This window comes from Segeticoccus sp., from assembly GCF_035708005.1.
In genome coordinates, this window is sequence record NZ_DASSTI010000074.1 from 52,414 (window position 1) to 68,336 (window position 15,923).

Genomic DNA, 15,923 nt, shown 5'->3' on the forward strand with positions numbered 1-15,923 from the left:
GGCGTGCCCCTCGCGTCCCTCGCCTCCACGCGCGAGGCCTCAGCTCTCGGCACGCTTCTTGAGCTCCTTCAGAGCGGTGTCCACGATGACCTTCTCCGCCTTGCGCTTGAGCACGCCGAGCATCGGGATCTTCACGTCGACGGTCAGCCGGTAGGCCACGTGGGTGCTCTCCCCGCGCGCCGAGAGGGTGTAGGCCCCGTCGAGGGCCTTGAGCACCTGGGCGCTCACGAGCGACCAGGAGACCGTGCCGGTGCCCTGCTCGTCCACGAGCCAGGTGTAGTCGAGCACGTAGGTGTCCTTGATCGCGCCGGCGTCCAGGGTGAACCGCACCTGGTCGGCCCAGCCGTCACCATCCTCGGAGAGCACCTCGGCCTCCTTGACGTCACCGGCCCACGCCGGGTAGTGCGGGAAGTCGGCGATGACGTCGAGCACGACCCCGGGCGGCGCCTCGATCACGATGCTGGACTCGGTGCGGTCGGCCATGCGCCGAAGGGTACAGGCGACGCCGCAGGTCACGACCGGGTGACATCCGTCGCGGCAGGTTCCGCAGACACCTCCGCTCGGTATGGTGCGGAGGTACCGCGCCGGCCCCCGACCGGCCACGCGGACGATCTGGCTGTCAGTTCCAGGAGGCGTTCTTGAAGCACATTGCCGTCCCGCCGGTCGTGCCCGCGACCGACGAAGGCAGCCTGGCCGACCTCCCCCGCGACCACGCGGCGCGAGAGCCCGGGAAGGTGCTGCTCTCGCGACGGTCCGGTGAGGGCTGGGAGGACGTCACCGCGGCACAGTTCCTGGGCGAGGTGCGAGCCCTGGCCAAGGGACTCGTCGCTGCCGGCATCGGCGTCGGTGACCCCGTCGCCATCATGAGCAGGACGCGCTACGAGTGGACCCTGGCCGACTTCGCGATCTGGACCGCGGGGGCCGTGGCCGTCCCGATCTACGAGACCTCCTCCGCCGACCAGGTGCAGTGGATCATCGGCGACTCCGAGACCGTCGCGGCCATCGTCGAGACGCCCGCGCACGCCGCCGTGCTGTCCGAGGTGCGCACGCAGCTGCCCACCCTGCGCGACGTCTGGCAGATCGACTCCGGCGGGCTGGACGAGCTGGTCACGGCCGGCCAGGAGGTCACCGACGACGACCTCGACGCGCGCACCGTCGACCGGCACCGCCACGACACCGCCACGATCATCTACACCTCCGGCACGACCGGCCGACCGAAGGGCTGCCAGCTCACCCACGACAACTTCATGGCGTTGTCGGAGAACACCATCCAGCGGCTCGGCTCCGTGGTCAGCGCGGAGGGCGCCTCCACCCTGCTGTTCCTGCCACTCGCGCACGTCTTCGCCCGCTTCATCGAGGTGCTGTGCGTGGCTGCCGGCGCCCGGATGGGGCACACCGCCGACATCAAGCGGCTGCTCGACGACCTGGCCACCTTCAAGCCGACCTTCGTGCTGGCCGTGCCGCGGGTGTTCGAGAAGATCTACAACTCCGCCGAGCAGAAGGCCGAGGGTGAGGGCAAGGGCCGCATCTTCCGGCTGGCAGCCGACACGGCAGTCAGCTACAGCCGGGCGCAGGACGAGGGCTCGCCCGGACCGCTGCTGCGGGCCAAGCACGCGGTCTTCGACAAGCTCGTCTACCGCAAGCTGCGCGCCGCGATGGGCGGCGCGGTGCAGTACGCCGTCTCCGGCGGCGCCCCGCTCGGTCCCCGGCTCGGGCACTTCTTCCGGGGCATCGGCATCACCGTCCTGGAGGGGTACGGGCTCACCGAGACGACCGCCCCGGCCACCGTCAACACCCCCGAGCTGATCAAGATCGGCACTGTGGGGCCGCCGCTGCCCGGGGTGGCCGTGCGCATCGACGACGACGGCGAGATCCTCATCAAGGGCAACAACGTCTTCACCGGCTACCACCACAACCCGGAGGCGACCGCCGAGGCCGTCGTGGACGGGTGGTTCCGCACCGGCGACCTCGGCGAGCTGGACGAGGACGGCTACCTGCGGATCACCGGACGCAAGAAGGAGCTGCTCGTCACCGCCGGCGGCAAGAACGTCGCCCCCGCGGTGCTCGAGGACCGGATCCGGGCCCACCCGCTGGTCTCGCAGTGCATGGTCGTCGGCGACCAGCGGCCGTTCATCGCCGCCCTCATCACGCTCGACGAGGAGATGCTGCCGACGTGGGCGGCGAACAACGGCGTGGAGGGGCTGACCGCGCAGGAGGCGATCCGCAACGAGGTGGTCCTCACCGAGGTGCAGCGCGCGGTCGACGACGCGAACAAGGCGGTCAGCCGCGCCGAGTCGATCCGCAAGTTCGTCGTCCTGCCCGGCGACTTCACCGAGGACAACGGCTACCTCACCCCCTCGATGAAGCTGCGCCGCAGCGTGGTCATGAAGGACTTCGCCGAGCACGTCGAGGGCCTGTATGCCGGGCACCTACCGACCGGGAGCCAGCCCACCCGCCGCTGAGGGCCGGCTCAGGAGACCGTCAGCGCTGCAGCTGCTGCCAGCTGTGGGCCTGGGCGATCCGCCACGGCGGGCTCGGGTGGCTGGCGAACCACCAGGTCTGCCACCAGGCCGGCGTGAGGTCGCTGAGGTTCGTCACGGCGAGGTCGCGTTGCATCTGCACGAACGCCGGCACGTCGTGCGTGGCTTGGAGCGCCCGCACGTCCGCGGTCGCCTCGATCTTGCGGCTGACCGCCATCGACAACGGCGCCACCACATAGGGCGCCGTCGCCGCGATGGCCAGCACCAGGGCACAGGTGCGGGCGACGGCCGCGGGTCGCCGGCTGGTGGGCACGAACCACCGTCGGCCACGGCGGGTGCTCAGCAGCAGTCCGAGCGCGAGGACTCCGGTGAGGGCGCCGGCTGCACCGATCGCCGTCCCCCGCGCGACGTCGTGGTCCTCCACGTGGCCCAGCTCGTGCGCGACGATCGCGAGCACCTCCCCCTGCCGCTGCCCGGCGCGGTGCAGCACGGTGTCGTCGATGACGACCCGCCGGGTGGCGCCGAGGCCGGAGACGTGGGCGTTCTCACCGGTGGTACGCCGGGACGCGTCGGCGACGACGACGTTGATGGGGCCGAGCCCGTCCCGGTGGGCCAGCTCCTGGATGGCGGTGGTGAGCGGTCCCCGGGGCAGCGGTCGGAACGTGTTGAACGCGGGCTCGACGAGCACGGGGTAGGCAGCGGACCCGAGCACGGTCAGGACGGCGGCCGCGACGGCCGCGGCGAAGGGCCAGCGCCGGGGCACCCGGCGCACCAGCCAGAAGAGCACGAGGACCCCGACCACGGCGACCCCGGTCGACATCACCCAGCTGACCGCCTGGTCGCGGGCCCACCCGGCCCAGCCCTGCCTGGAGATGCCGAAGTCCCGCAGCACCTGCTGCTCGTGGATCGCGGTCGGCGCGGTGACCACCCACTGGACCAGCGCGATCACGACGACCGTGGCCACGACCGTGGGCCAGCGCCACCGAGTCGCGGCTCCGTCGCGGCCCGCCCGGCGTCCGGCCAGCCACAGCGCCACCCAGGGCACCAGCACGTGCAGGACGAGCCCGACATACGGCCAGGGGCCGAGCCGACCGCGGAAATCGGCGGCGCGGGCGATCTGCCCGGGCGTGAAGGACGTGTGCACGTCCGGCCGGACCGGCGGTGCGCCGGCGCCGAGCGGGTGCCAGGGGGTGAGGAGGTAGACGACGACGGCGAAGCCGGCCGCGCTGAGCGCGGTCGCCACCCCGAGCGCCCGCAGGGACGGTCGCACCGCGACGGTGGCCGGCAGGGACCGGTTCATGCCCCCTGCCTCGCCAGGTCGTCCAGCCAGGTGACCCAGTCGCCGACCAGCCGCTGCTGGGGGACGCCCAGGACGCGGATGGCGGCGCCCGCGGCCCGGGTGTCGGCGTCGTCGGCGCCCGGCTGCGCCGCCGCGCGGTAGTAGGCGACGAGCTGGTCCCTGCCGAACCGGTCCGCCAGGTAGCGGCAGTAGAGCCACGCCTCGTGGTAGGCGCGGGTGGCCGTCGCGGTCGAGTCCTCGAACATCGCCCGGTCCGGCAGCGCCGTGGGGCCCACGCCCGCCCGGACACGCTGCAGCACATCGGGGGCGACCTGCCCGGTCGGCACGGGCACCGTCGACCAGGCGACGTACTCGGCGAAGCCCTCGGACAGCCACAGCGGCACGTCTGCGGTGGTCGTGGCCCGGGTGGCGACGTGGGTGACCTCGTGCAGGACGACGACGCGCCGGCCGTCCGGCCGGAGCTCGGCATAGGCGTCGGGGTTGACGACGACCTCGTCCGCGGCCGCCGGCACACCGGTCGCCACGGGACCGACGGTGACCGCCGCCACGTCGGCGACCCCCCGGCGCGCCGAGCCGGTCCCGAGCCCCGAGAGCGTGCGGAAGTCGGCGACGGAGTTCGGCACGACCACCACCACGTGACCGGACCAGCCATCGTCCCAGACCGAGGAGACGGCGTCGACGGCCTGCTGGGTGAGCCGCTGGTAGGCCTGCAGCTCCTTCTGGGCGACGTTGCCGGCCACCAGCACCCGGTCGCCAGCGGCCACCTGCAGGTGGGGCAGCTGCCAGACCTGCCGCCGGCCCGGTCCCTCCGCCACGCCGACGATGCCCCACCGCTGCCCGGGCGCCGACGGGGGCTGCACGGTGAGGACCTGGGTGAATGTCCGGGTGCCCGTCCAGTAGCCGGCGAGGGAGAAGCGGCCCTCCACCCGGACGCGGTCCGTGGCGGAGACCGGTCCGACGGAGGTGTAGCCGAAATCGGTGACCGGCAGGCGGCGCAGGTTCGTGAAGGCCTGGGCCTGCGCCGACCGCAGCGCCGGGGATGCCTGTGCGCCCAGCGTCGCGATCCATGCCCCGGCGTCGCCGTCGGCGAGCGCCTGTGCGCGGCGGTCGAGCAGCCGGCGCAGTCCCGCCTCGTCGTTCGCGCGACCCGCGGTCGCCCCGGTCGCGAGTCGGGGCGAGGAGGCAGCTGCGGTGTCACTCCTCGTCGATGCCGGCGAGGGAGCCGTGGAGGGCCGTGCGGAGGCACCGGAGGCGGCCCGCGCCGACGAGCTGGCCGGGGAACCCGAGGGAGTGCTCGTGGTCGTCGCGCCCGAGCACCCGGCCGCGACCAGCGCCACCGCGAAGGCGGCGCCGGCCAGCGCCCTCCGCGGCCCCCACGGCCGCTGGCCCCGTGCCGGTGCGCCACGGCGGACACGGCGAGCGGCGAGCACGCCTCATCGTATGGCGGCTGGCGGGTCACGGCGCCGCACGCCGGTCAGCTCGTGGTCAGCTCGTGGTCAGCTCACGGCCCGGTAAGCGCCCCATGGTTCGCGCCGGGCGCGCAACCCGTCCGCCTCCTGCGTCTCGACGAGCCCGGCACGGACGAACACCCCCACCGCGGCCCGCTCGTTCGCGTCCAGCGGCAGCTCCGCCGGCGCCGGCTCCGGCAGGGGCGCCGGTCCCGCGAGCAGGGCCGTGACCATGCACTCCTGGCATCGCTGCCCCCGCACGGGGCATGACTGGCAGTCGATGAGCATCTGGCCCTCCTCCTGACCTTGGGAAGGACCCGACGTCAGGCCGGGCCCACTGCTCCGGCCGCGTGGCGCGACCGCGTGACGGGAACGCTAGGTGGGGGGTCCGACACACAGGATCCGACAACGGGAGGGACGAGCGTGTCGTGCGTGTCGTGCGGGGCCTGTCGGACCGGCCCCCTAACGTCACGGTCATGCACTCGGCGCAGGGACGGCTCGTCCAGGGGACGCTCGACGAGCTCGGCACGCCCCTGCACGACCTCACCTTCGTCGTCGTCGACCTCGAGACGACCGGCGGCAGCCCGGCCGGTGCCCACATCACCGAGGTGGGGGCGGTCAAGGTGCGCGCCGGTGAGGTGCTCGGCGAGTTCCAGACGCTCGTGCGCCCGTCCGAGCCGATCCCGGCGTTCATCTCCGTGTTGACCGGCATCACCAACCAGATGGTCGCCGACTCGCCGCGGATCGACACGGTGCTGCCGGCCTTCCTGGAGTTCGCCAGGGGCTCCGTGCTCGTGGCCCACAACGCGCCCTTCGACATCAGCTTCCTCAAGGCCGCCGCCGCCCAGACCGGGCACGAGTGGCCCGGGCAGCGGGTGGTCGACACGGCGCAGCTGGCGCGGCAGCTGGTGACGCGCGACGAGGCCCCGAACCGCAAGCTGGCCACCTTGGCCCGGCTGTTCGGGGCCGCCACGACCCCCGACCACCGCGCCCTGCACGACGCCCGCGCGACCGTCGACGTGCTGCACGCGATGCTGGCGCGGGTCGGCAACCTGGGGGTGACCACCTTCGAGGAGCTGGCGAGCTACTCCGCCAAGGTCACCCCGGCGCAGCGGCGCAAGCGCTTCCTCGCCGATGGACTGCCCTCCGCCCCGGGCGTCTACATCTTCAAGGACGGGCAGGGCCGGCCGCTCTACGTCGGCACCTCCCAGGACATCCGCCGCCGGGTCCGCACCTACTTCACCGCCAGCGAGCAGCGCACGCGCATGGCCGAGATGGTCGGCCTCGCCGAGAGCATCACCCCGATCGTGTGCCAGACCCCGCTGGAGGCGGAGGTGCGCGAGCTGCGTCTCATCGCCGAGCACCAGCCGCGCTACAACCGCCGGTCCCGCCGCCCCGACCGGATGCCGTGGGTGAAGCTGACCGCCGAGCCGTTCCCCCGGCTGTCCATCGTGCGGGAGGTCCGCGGCGACGGGGCGCGCTACGTCGGCCCGTTCTCCTCCCGCGCTGCCGCGGAGGCCGCAGTGGCCGCCGTGCACGAGGTGCTCCCGCTGCGCCAGTGCACCCAGCGGCTCAGCCTGCGCGGCGACGCCAGCGCGTGCGTGCTGGCGGAGATGGGCCGGTGCGGCGCACCCTGCACCGGCCGGCAGACGGTGGAGGAGTATGCCCGTGTGGCCGAGCAGGCGGCTGCTGCCCTGGCCGGGGACGCGCGGCCCATCGTGCGCGCCCTGCGGGCGCGGATGGAGCTGCTCTCGGCGCAGGAGCGCTACGAGGACGCCGCCGCGGTCCGCGACCGGATGATCCAACTGGTCCGCGCCGCTGCTCGGGCGCAGCGACTGGCGCCCCTCGCTGCCTCCCCCGAGCTCGTGGCCGCGCGGCGCACCGCGGAGCGGGGCTGGGAGCTGGTGTGCGTGCGCCACGGCCGGCTGGCCGGCACGTCGGTCACTCCCCCGGGAGCCGACCCGATGCCGGCGATCGACGCGCTCGTGGCCGCGGCGGAGGTCGTGCCGGCACCGGCGGGTCCCGCCCCGGCCGCCTCCCCGGAGGAGACGGAGAAGCTGCTGCGCTGGCTCGAGGCGCCCGGGGTGCGGATCGTGTCCCTCGAGGGCGAGTGGACGTGCCCCCTGCACGGTGCCGGCGGCGCGCGCGACCGGCTCGAGCCGCTGGTGGCGGCGGCACGCGACGTGGTGGGCTTCGACGAGCCGCGGCACGCCCGCACCCTGCACCAGCCCCCGGGGGCCGTGCTGTCCGCGACGGGATGACCAGCGCCCTCCCGCTGGTCGTCACCGGGGCGGTGCTGTTGTCCGCGCTCGCCCACGCCGGGTGGAACGCCATCGCCCACGCGATCGAGGACAAGCTCACCGGCTTCGTGCTGCTGGGCCTGGGAGCTGCGGCCTGCGCCGTCGTGGTCCTGCTCGTCGCGCCGGCACCGGCTCGGGCGAGCTGGCCGTTCCTTGCCGGGTCGGCCGCCACCCACGTCGTCTACAACGTCCTGCTCATGACGGCCTACCGGCTGGGCGACTTCGGTCAGGTCTACCCCCTCGCCCGCGGGACGTCACCGCTGGTCGTCACGCTGCTGGCCGCGGTCTTCGTGGCCGAGGTGCCGACCCCGTGGGCGCTGGCCGGCATCGTGGTCGTGTCCACCGGCCTCGCCACCCTGGCGTTCCTCGGCGGTGGGGGCCGAGCCGGACGGCCGGCGCTGGTCGCGGCGGTGGCGACCGGGCTGGTGATCGCCGGCTACACGACCGTGGACGGGATCGGTGTGCGCCTGTCCGGCTCCCCCGCGGGCTATGCCGGGTGGCTGATGTTCCTCAACTCTCTGGCCGTGCCCGCCTACGCCGCGGCGCGGTGGCGCGCGAGCCTGCTGGAGCGGCTCCGCCCGCACCTGTGGCGCGGGCTCGCCGGCGGTGTGCTCAGCGTGGGTGCCTACGCTCTGGTGCTGTGGGCCCAGACGCGAGGTGCCCTCGGGGCGGTGGCCGCCCTGCGCGAGTCGAGCGTCGTCGTCGGTGCTGTCATCGGCACCGTGGTCTTCCGCGAACGGTTCGGTTCCGCCCGGATCGTCGGGTCGGTCCTGGTGGCCACGGGCATCGTGCTGCTCGCGGTCGGTTGAGCGCGCAGGACGACCAGGGCTGGGAGGCGGGCGTGCCCGGCATACCGGAGGGTGTGGGGCGCACCGGCTAGGGTGACGAGCGTGATTTCCGCCATCGTCCTGATCAAGTGCGAGGTCGCGCGCATCCCGGAGGCCGCAGAGGCCATCGCCGAGATCGAGGGGGTGAGCGAGGTCTACTCCGTGACCGGGGACGCCGACCTCATCGCGATCGCCCGGGTGCGGCGCCACGAGGACTTCGCCGACGTGATCGCCGATCGGCTCAACAAGGTGGACGGCGTGCTCGACACGCAGACGCACATCGCGTTCCGGACCTACTCCAAGCACGACCTCGACGCGGCCTTCAGCCTCGGGCTCGACGACGCCTGATCCCGCGCGGCGCCGGAAGCCCTCTCCGGTCGGGAGGGGTCAGCCCAGCCGGGAGGTCGTGTCGACCCAGTGGGAGAGCACCTTCCCCGCGGCTCCGGAGTCGATGGCCTCCTCGGCCCGGTCCATCCCCTCGCGCACGTGCTGCACGAACGGGCCGTGACCCCGGCCACGGTCGGGACGGGTGAGGGCCAGGGCCACGCCCGCGTTGAGCACGACGGCGTCACGCACCGGACCCCGCTCACCGGCCAGCAGCGCCCGCACCACACCGGCGTTGTGCGCCGCATCGGCCCCCCGCAGGCTCGACAGGGGGTGCCGCTCCAACCCCACCTCGGCCGGGTCGAGCGTGTGCTCCTGGATCTCGCCCGCCCGCACCCACCACACCGACGAGGTCGTCGACACGGTCAGCTCATCGAGGCCGTCGTCGCCCCGGAAGACCGCCGCATCCCGGCCCCGCTCGGCGAACACGCCGGCCATCAGGGGCGCCATCCGCGCGTCGGCCACGCCGACGGCGGCGTAGGTGGGCTGTGCCGGGTTGGTCAGGGGGCCGAGGAAGTTGAAGGCCGTCCCGATCCCGAGGTCGCGACGTGCCGCGGCGGTGTGGCGGAAGGAGGGGTGGAACACCTGCGCGAAGCAGAAGGTGATGCCGCACGCCTGCACCACCTGCTGGACCGCCTCTGCGGACAGCCGCAGGTTGACCCCGAGGGCCTCGAGCACGTCCGCCGAGCCGGAGGACGAGGAGGCCGCCCGGTTGCCGTGCTTGACGATGCGGACCCCGGCCGCCGCCGAGACGATGGAGGCCATCGTGGAGATGTTCACGGTGTGGGCGCGGTCGCCCCCGGTGCCCACGATGTCCAGGCTCGGTCCGTCGACGGTGATGGGGGTGGAGTGCGCGAGCATGGCGTCCGCCAGGCCCCGCATCTCCTCGACGGTCTCCCCCTTGGCCCGCAAGGCCACGAGCAGGGCCGCGACCTGCACCGGCGAGGCCTCACCGCGCATGATCTGGTCCATCGCCCAGCCCGCCTCCGCGGTGGACAGGTCCCGCCGGTCCAGCAGCGAGGTCAGCAGCGCCGGCCAGGTGACCAGCTCCCCCTCGACGGAGGACACCGCGCTCAGTCGTCCGCGCGGGTCGCACGCTCCCGCGCCACCTGGGCCACCGCCGTGCTGAGCGCCAGCGGGTCGAGCGGGTGCGGGACGGCCATGTCGGCCTGCGACCACGCCGCGAGCCACCCGTCCTGCGGACGACCGGTCAGGACGACCACCGGCGGGCAGCGGTAGATCTCGCTCTTCAGCTGCCGGCACAGGCCCATGCCGCCCACGGGCGTGGCCTCGCCGTCGAGGATGAGCAGGTCGAACCGGCCTGCGTCCACCGCTTCGATCACCGCCGGAGCCGTCGCGCACTCGTGCCACGACTCGATCTCCACGTCGCGCGCGGGCCGGCGCCCCACGCCGAGCCGGACCGCGTCACGCGTGGTGATGTCGTCGCTGTAGAGCAGGACCTTCACGCGGTGGATCGCGCCTCCGCCGCCGCTTCCGGACGTCGTGTTCGAGGCCGGTGCAGCGGGCGCGATGTGGTGGGAGGCGGTCATGGCGACGATCGTACCGGTGGGACCCCGAACCCCTTTGCGCCCCATCGGGGGGTCGGGGGCACAACCGGGTGCGCTTGGGGCCATAATGGCGCCCGTGGCGACCGCATCAGCAGCAACAGGGCCGGCCGGACCGGCCCCCCGCACCATCCCCGGGCACGGTCCGGTGACGCGACCGAACATGGCGTCGGTCGGCACGATCGTGTGGCTCGCGAGTGAGTTGATGTTCTTCGCGGGCTTGTTCGCGATGTACTTCACGATCCGCTCGGTGAACCCCGACCTGTGGGCCAACCACACGGCCAAGCTGGCGGTGCCCTACGCGACCGGCAACACGCTGATCCTGGTGATCTCCTCGGTCTGGTGCCAGTGGGGCGTCTTCAAGGCCGAGCAGGGCCAGGTGGCGCGCACCGGCCCCGTCTGGGACTTCATGCGCTGGGGCATGCGTGAGTGGTACGTCCTCACCTACATCTTCGGCGCGATCTTCGTCTCCGGGCAGATCAAGGAGTACGCCGACATGATCCACGAGGGGATCACCATCTCCTCGGACGGATACGGCTCGGTCTTCTACCTCACGACCGGCTTCCACGCCCTGCACGTCACCGGCGGCCTGATCGCCTTCCTCCTCATCATCGGCCGCAGTTTCACGTCGCGGCGCTACACGCACGCGCAGGCGACGGGTGCGGTGGTCACCTCCTACTACTGGCACTTCGTCGACGTGGTCTGGATCGGCCTGTACTCGGTCATCTACCTGCTGCAGTGAGGTCTGCCCGCTGCCGCACGGTGCCGGTGAGCACCGCCCTCGTCCCCCTCATCCCCAACGACAGGACCGCACCGTGAAAGCCCTTGCCGCCCGCCGCCGTCACCCGGCTGCGATCGTCATCCTGCTGTTCCTGGGGCTGGTCGCCACCGGCGGCCTGTATGCCGCGCTGTCCCCCAAGCCGGCCGAAGCGGCCAGTGCGAGCCAGAGCGACGTCCAGGCCGGGCACAAGCTGTTCCTCTCCAACTGCGCCAGCTGCCACGGTAAGAACGCGCAGGGTCGTTCGGACACGGGCGGCAAGATCATCGCCCCGTCGCTGGTCGGTGTGGGCGCCGCGTCCGTCGACTTCCAGGTCGGCACCGGTCGTATGCCGTTGACCGAGCCAGGTGTGCAGGCCGAGCGCAGCGGGGAGATCCGCTTCAACGACAAGCAGATCTCCCAGCTCGCCGCCTACGTGGCCTCCCTCGGCCCGGGCCCGGCGATCCCGGAGAAGAAGTACCTCTCCGGTGGCAACCCGGCACACGGCGGCGAGCTCTTCCGGGTCAACTGCGCGATGTGCCACAACTTCACCGGCGCTGGCGGCGCGCTCACCCGCGGCAAGCACGCGCCGAACCTCAGCAACGTCGAGCCGAAGCACATCTACGAGGCGATGGACACCGGTCCGCAGTCCATGCCCGTGTTCAACGACAACAACATCTCCCCGCAGAACAAGCGCGACATCATCGCCTACCTGCAGAACCTCAACAAGAACGAGAACCCCGGCGGTCTGACCCTGGGCCACATCGGCCCCGTCTCGGAGGGCCTGTTCGCCTGGACCTTCGGCATCGGCCTGCTGATCGGCTGTGCCGTGTGGCTCGGACGCAAGGCCGCCTGAGGTCATTGCGTCCCTGCGCCGCCCGTACAAGACTGACTGACTGATTCCCGATCTGACGCGACAGGAACCTTGCAGACCATGAACGACAACGCCAACCCGCCGCAGCGCCCGGACGGCGCCGCGGGCGACGGCGACGGACACCACGTCCTCCACGGGGCGACGCCGCCGGCACGTCTCGACGAGGGCCACGTCATCGGCTCCGGCGGGATCCCGGAGCGGTTCGAGAATCCGGGACTGCCGCCGCACGTCCACCGCATGTCCGACGTGGACCCGCGCGCCGCCCAGCGGGCGGAGCGGCAGGTCGCGACCCTGTTCACCCTGTCGATCCTCGGGACCATCGGCTTCATCGCGGCCTACTTCGCCATCCCCGAGGGCACCTACACCTACGTCCCCGGGATCGGCCACGCCAGCCTGCTGCACATCATGCTGGGCGTCACCCTCGGGATCGCCCTGCTCGGGATCGGCTTCGGTGCGGTGCACTGGGCCAAGACGCTCATGCCCGACGAGGAGGTCGTCGAGGAGCGCCACCCACAGCGTTCGCCGGACGAGAAGCGTGAGAGCACCGTCAACACGCTCTTCCAGGGCGCCGAGGCTGCCCAGATCACGCGGCGTCCGCTGATCAAGTACACCCTCGGCGGTGCGCTGGGCCTGTTCGCGCTCCCCTTCGCGGTGCAGTTCGTCGCCGGGCTCGGCCCGCTCCCCCACGACTGGCTGTCCACCTCGTACTGGAAGAAGGGCATGCGACTGGTCCGCGACCCGGAGATGACGCCGGTGAAGGCGACCGACGTGACCATCGGGTCGGCATACCACATCCTCCCCGAGGGCATCGAGAAGGCGGAGGACTTCCTGGAGCAGAAGACCAAGGCTGCCGTGCTGCTCATGCGACTCGACCCGAACGAGATCCACAGCACGAAGGAGAACGACTGGGGGTACCACGGCATCGTCGCCTACTCCCAGATCTGCACCCACGTCGGCTGCCCGGTGGGCCTCTACGAGCAGACCACCCACCACCTGCTGTGTCCCTGCCACCAGTCGACGTTCGACGTGACGCAGGACTGCAAGGTGATCTTCGGACCGGCCGGACGGCCGCTGCCGCAGCTGCCGATCACCGTTGACGCCGAGGGCTACCTCACGGCCGCCGACTCCTTCCGCGAAGCCGTCGGCCCGAGCTACTGGGAGCGCACATGAGCACCACAAGGATTCCGCAAGGCGCCGCAGGACTGCGCGCCCAGGACCGAGGCGACGTCTCCCCGAACCCCACGGTCAACCCCAAGCTCGCTGGGCTCGCGAGCTGGGTCGACGACCGCACCGGTGCGGCCAAGGGGATGCCGGCCCTGCTGAAGAAGGTCTTCCCCGACCACTGGTCGTTCATGCTCGGCGAGATCGCGATGTACTCGCTGATCATCCTGCTGCTGACCGGTACCTTCCTGTCCTTCTGGTTCGTGCCCAGCATGGGAGAGGTCGTCTACAACGGCTCCTACGTGCCGCTCAAGGGCGTCACGATGAGCGAGGCGTACCGCTCGACCCTGGACATCTCGTTCGACATCCGGGGCGGTCTGCTCATTCGGCAGATCCACCACTGGTCGGCGCTGCTGTTCGTCGTGTCGATCACCGTGCACATGTTCCGCGTGTTCTTCACCGGCGCGTTCCGCAAGCCGCGTGAGATCAACTGGGTCATCGGCGTCTCGCTGCTGTTCCTGTCGACGATGGAGGGCTTCGTCGGCTACTCCCTGCCGGACGACCTGCTCTCGGGCACCGGCCTGCGCATCGCCGAGGGCTTCATGCAGTCCATCCCGGTGCTCGGGTCCTACATCCCGTTCCTGCTGTTCGGTGGTCCGTTCCCGGGCGACGTGATCATCCCGCGGTTCTTCATCCTCCACGTCCTGATCATCCCGGCGCTGATCGTCGGGTTGTTCACGGCGCACATCCTGTTCGTGTTCGTCCACAAGCACACGCAGTACCCGGGCCCCGGTCGCACGAACAACAATGTCGTCGGCTACCCGTTCATGCCGGTCTACACGGCCAAGGCCGGTGGCTTCTTCTTCATGGTGTTCGGCGTGACGACGTTGATCGCGGCGATCGTCACGATCAACCCGATCTGGTCCTACGGACCCTACGACCCGACCGCCGTCAGTGCCGGGTCGCAGCCCGACTGGTACATGCTCTTTGCCGAGGGCGCGCTGCGGCTGATGCCCCCGGTGGAGTGGTCGTTCGCCGGCTTCACGCTGAGCCTGAACGTGCTGGTGCCGGGCGTCCTGCTGCTGGGGTTGCTGTTCACCATCGCCGGCATCTATCCGTTCCTGGAGAAGCACGTCACCGGTGACGAGCGTGAGCACCACCTGCTGGACCGTCCCCGCAACGCCCCGACCCGCACCGGCATCGGCGCCATGGCCATCACGTTCTACACGCTGCTCGTCGTCGGTGGCAGCAACGACATCATGGCCGTGAAGTTCCACCTGTCGATCGACGACATCACCAACACGATCCGGGTGCTGCTGCTCATCGGACCGCCGATCGCCTTCATCGTCACCAAGCGCGTCTGCCTGAGCCTGCAGCGCAAGGACCGCGAACTGGTCCTGCACGGGCGGGAGTCGGGCCGGATCAACCGCACCGCGGAGGGCCGCTTCTTCGAGGCGCACGAGCCGCTCACCGAGTATGAGCGTTGGCCGCTGGTCTCCTTCGAGGAGCAGGCGCCGCTCGAGCTGGAGAGCCTCGTCGACGAGAACGGCGTGCTGCGCCGCGGCGCGGGCAAGGACCGTATCCGCGAGCGACTGTCTCAGTTCTACTTCTCCGACCGGATCGCCCCGGTGACCCCCGCTGAGCTCGCTGCCGCCCACCACGACGGCGAGGCACACGAGGCGCTGCACCCGCACCCGGACTCCTGGGTCGGCCGCATGCACGGCGGCGCCGAGGAGCGTGCGCTGGACGACGCCTACACGCACCAGTCCGAAGTCGAAGTCGGTGGTGAGGGCGGCCCCCGCGAGCTCGAAGCCGGGGAGTCAGAGCGACACTGACCCTCGTCCTCTCCGCTGCCTCCGGCCCGGTTCGCCTCGTGGTGACCGGGCCGGACGCGTACCTGCCCCCGTCCGGAAGCAACCGACCATGAGTGGCGACGACCTGTTCCTCAGCGAGGACGAGTTCGAGGCCGCTGTCGCGGACGCCCTCGACGGCATCCCGCCGCAGCTCCTGCGGCTCGTGGACAACGTGGCCTTCTTCGTGGAGGACGAGGCCCCACCGGAGGACCCGGACCTGCTCGGCCTCTACGAGGGAACTCCCCTGACCGAGCGAGACCTGACGTGGGCGATGGGGTCACTGCCGGACCGCATCACGATCTTCCGTCGACCCACGCTGCGCCTGTGCCGCAGTCGGCACGAGGTGGTCGAGGAGGTGCGAATCACCGTGGTGCACGAGATTGCCCACCACTTTGGCATCGACGACGCACGGCTGCACGAGCTGGGGTGGGGCTGAACGGCGGACCGCTGCACACATGCAAGAGGGCCCGTTGCCTCCGAACGGATCACAGAGGCAACGGGCCCTCTCACGCGTGGCCGGCGAGCCTGGCCGGCCCCAGCTCAGCTCAGCGGCTCAGGACACCGAACAAGGCTCAGAGCGCGTGGTCGCCGCGGAAGTACTCGAACGTCCAGCCGATGGTGGCCAGGACCGCGAACGGGATCCCGAGGATCACCAGCCACCAGCCGACGGCCAGGCCGGCGAAGATCACGGCGCTGCTGGCGCCGAGGGCCAGCGGCCACCAGCTGTGCGGGCTGAAGAACCCGTAGTCGCCCTCGGCCTGCGCGATCTCGCCGTCGGGGTCGTCCTCCGGACGCGGCTCGAGCTTGCGGCCGGTCCAGAACATGTAGAACCCGATGAGGGCCGATAGCCCGCCAGCAAGGTACAACGCGATGAAACCGACCGGTTCGTACCAGTCGCCCCACATGCCATAGAGCGTGCCGACCACCGCGAAGAACACCGTCAGGCCGGCGAACACGCCCGTTTCGACCTTCAT

Annotated in this window: 16 protein-coding genes; 9 read left to right on the top strand and 7 right to left on the bottom strand. The window is 71.6% G+C overall.

The features are described 5' to 3' along the window. Positions 1 to 39: 39 nt before the first annotated feature. Complete coding sequence (locus VFL99_RS08285; RefSeq protein ID WP_325105868.1) at positions 40 to 483, bottom strand: SRPBCC family protein; 444 nt, start codon at positions 481 to 483, stop codon at positions 40 to 42. Positions 484 to 638: 155 nt separating this feature from the next. On the opposite strand from VFL99_RS08285, the gene VFL99_RS08290 reads away from it, so the two are divergent. Continuing rightward, entirely contained in the window at positions 639 to 2,462 is a 1,824-nt protein-coding gene (locus tag VFL99_RS08290; protein WP_325105869.1) for an AMP-dependent synthetase/ligase, read from the top strand. Between the two features lie 19 nt (positions 2,463 to 2,481). Here VFL99_RS08290 and VFL99_RS08295 read toward each other — a convergent pair whose 3' ends face one another. From VFL99_RS08295 to VFL99_RS08305, 3 genes are all read right to left on the bottom strand, one after another. Continuing rightward, a complete protein-coding gene (locus VFL99_RS08295) occupies positions 2,482 to 3,780 on the bottom strand; it encodes a M48 family metalloprotease (protein WP_325105870.1) in 1,299 nt (432 codons plus the stop codon). Then, positions 3,777 to 5,210, bottom strand: coding sequence for a hypothetical protein (locus tag VFL99_RS08300; protein ID WP_325105871.1), 1,434 nt, complete (start codon positions 5,208 to 5,210; stop codon positions 3,777 to 3,779). Before VFL99_RS08300 ends, VFL99_RS08295 begins: the two co-directional genes overlap by 4 nt. A 66-nt stretch (positions 5,211 to 5,276) precedes the next feature. Then, a complete protein-coding gene (locus tag VFL99_RS08305; protein ID WP_325105872.1) occupies positions 5,277 to 5,462 on the bottom strand; it encodes a hypothetical protein in 186 nt (61 codons plus the stop codon). Positions 5,463 to 5,704: 242 nt separating this feature from the next. Here VFL99_RS08305 and VFL99_RS08310 point away from each other — a divergent pair, with 242 nt between their 5' ends. The 3 genes from VFL99_RS08310 (at position 5,705) to VFL99_RS08320 (ending at position 8,703) form a co-directional block, all read left to right on the top strand. Beyond that, entirely contained in the window at positions 5,705 to 7,489 is a 1,785-nt protein-coding gene (locus VFL99_RS08310) for a DEDD exonuclease domain-containing protein (protein WP_325105873.1), read from the top strand. After that, positions 7,486 to 8,337, top strand: coding sequence for an EamA family transporter (locus VFL99_RS08315; protein ID WP_325105874.1), 852 nt, complete (start codon positions 7,486 to 7,488; stop codon positions 8,335 to 8,337). The genes VFL99_RS08310 and VFL99_RS08315 overlap by 4 nt, the downstream gene beginning before the upstream one ends. A gap of 81 nt (positions 8,338 to 8,418) precedes the next feature. Beyond that, positions 8,419 to 8,703, top strand: coding sequence for an Lrp/AsnC ligand binding domain-containing protein (locus VFL99_RS08320; protein ID WP_325105875.1), 285 nt, complete (start codon positions 8,419 to 8,421; stop codon positions 8,701 to 8,703). Positions 8,704 to 8,742: 39 nt separating this feature from the next. Here VFL99_RS08320 and trpD read toward each other — a convergent pair whose 3' ends face one another. After that, on the bottom strand, positions 8,743 to 9,807 hold the full coding sequence (trpD, locus tag VFL99_RS08325) for an anthranilate phosphoribosyltransferase (protein ID WP_325105876.1): 1,065 nt from the start codon (positions 9,805 to 9,807) through the stop codon (positions 8,743 to 8,745). A 5-nt stretch (positions 9,808 to 9,812) separates the two neighbouring features. Next, complete coding sequence (locus tag VFL99_RS08330) at positions 9,813 to 10,289, bottom strand: response regulator (protein WP_325105877.1); 477 nt, start codon at positions 10,287 to 10,289, stop codon at positions 9,813 to 9,815. An 85-nt stretch (positions 10,290 to 10,374) separates the two neighbouring features. On the opposite strand from VFL99_RS08330, the gene ctaE reads away from it, so the two are divergent. From ctaE to VFL99_RS08355, 5 genes are all read left to right on the top strand, one after another. Beyond that, positions 10,375 to 11,046, top strand: a complete 672-nt coding sequence (ctaE, locus tag VFL99_RS08335) for an aa3-type cytochrome oxidase subunit III (protein ID WP_414713733.1) — start codon at positions 10,375 to 10,377, stop codon at positions 11,044 to 11,046. A gap of 73 nt (positions 11,047 to 11,119) precedes the next feature. Beyond that, a complete protein-coding gene (gene qcrC, locus VFL99_RS08340) occupies positions 11,120 to 11,917 on the top strand; it encodes a cytochrome bc1 complex diheme cytochrome c subunit (RefSeq protein WP_325105878.1) in 798 nt (265 codons plus the stop codon). A gap of 78 nt (positions 11,918 to 11,995) precedes the next feature. Then, positions 11,996 to 13,105 (top strand): cytochrome bc1 complex Rieske iron-sulfur subunit, encoded by a 1,110-nt coding sequence (gene qcrA, locus VFL99_RS08345; protein ID WP_325105879.1) that lies wholly within the window; start codon positions 11,996 to 11,998, stop codon positions 13,103 to 13,105. Further along, the gene (qcrB, locus tag VFL99_RS08350; protein WP_325105880.1) at positions 13,102 to 14,931 is read left to right on the top strand and encodes a cytochrome bc1 complex cytochrome b subunit; all 1,830 of its coding nucleotides are present in this window, start codon (positions 13,102 to 13,104) and stop codon (positions 14,929 to 14,931) included. Before qcrA ends, qcrB begins: the two co-directional genes overlap by 4 nt. 88 nt (positions 14,932 to 15,019) lie before the next feature. Then, complete coding sequence (locus VFL99_RS08355; RefSeq protein ID WP_325105881.1) at positions 15,020 to 15,385, top strand: metallopeptidase family protein; 366 nt, start codon at positions 15,020 to 15,022, stop codon at positions 15,383 to 15,385. Between the two features lie 136 nt (positions 15,386 to 15,521). Here the strand turns inward: VFL99_RS08355 and VFL99_RS08360 are convergent, their stop codons facing one another. Continuing rightward, positions 15,522 to 15,923, bottom strand: a complete 402-nt coding sequence (locus VFL99_RS08360; RefSeq protein WP_325105882.1) for a cytochrome c oxidase subunit 4 — start codon at positions 15,921 to 15,923, stop codon at positions 15,522 to 15,524.

What these genes read in the sequence shown, in the direction of transcription:
- VFL99_RS08285 (WP_325105868.1), bottom strand. Translation starts at nt 483, where the DNA reads ATGGCCGACCGCACCGAGTCCAGCATCGTGATCGAGGCGCCGCCCGGG.
- VFL99_RS08295 (WP_325105870.1), bottom strand. Translation starts at nt 3,780, where the DNA reads ATGAACCGGTCCCTGCCGGCCACCGTCGCGGTGCGACCGTCCCTGCGG.
- VFL99_RS08305 (WP_325105872.1), bottom strand. Translation starts at nt 5,462, where the DNA reads ATGGTCACGGCCCTGCTCGCGGGACCGGCGCCCCTGCCGGAGCCGGCG.
- VFL99_RS08310 (WP_325105873.1), top strand. Translation starts at nt 5,705, where the DNA reads ATGCACTCGGCGCAGGGACGGCTCGTCCAGGGGACGCTCGACGAGCTC.
- VFL99_RS08315 (WP_325105874.1), top strand. Translation starts at nt 7,486, where the DNA reads ATGACCAGCGCCCTCCCGCTGGTCGTCACCGGGGCGGTGCTGTTGTCC.
- VFL99_RS08330 (WP_325105877.1), bottom strand. Translation starts at nt 10,289, where the DNA reads ATGACCGCCTCCCACCACATCGCGCCCGCTGCACCGGCCTCGAACACG.
- ctaE (WP_414713733.1), top strand. Translation starts at nt 10,375, where the DNA reads ATGGCGCCCGTGGCGACCGCATCAGCAGCAACAGGGCCGGCCGGACCG.
- qcrA (WP_325105879.1), top strand. Translation starts at nt 11,996, where the DNA reads ATGAACGACAACGCCAACCCGCCGCAGCGCCCGGACGGCGCCGCGGGC.
- qcrB (WP_325105880.1), top strand. Translation starts at nt 13,102, where the DNA reads ATGAGCACCACAAGGATTCCGCAAGGCGCCGCAGGACTGCGCGCCCAG.
- VFL99_RS08355 (WP_325105881.1), top strand. Translation starts at nt 15,020, where the DNA reads ATGAGTGGCGACGACCTGTTCCTCAGCGAGGACGAGTTCGAGGCCGCT.
- VFL99_RS08360 (WP_325105882.1), bottom strand. Translation starts at nt 15,923, where the DNA reads ATGAAGGTCGAAACGGGCGTGTTCGCCGGCCTGACGGTGTTCTTCGCG.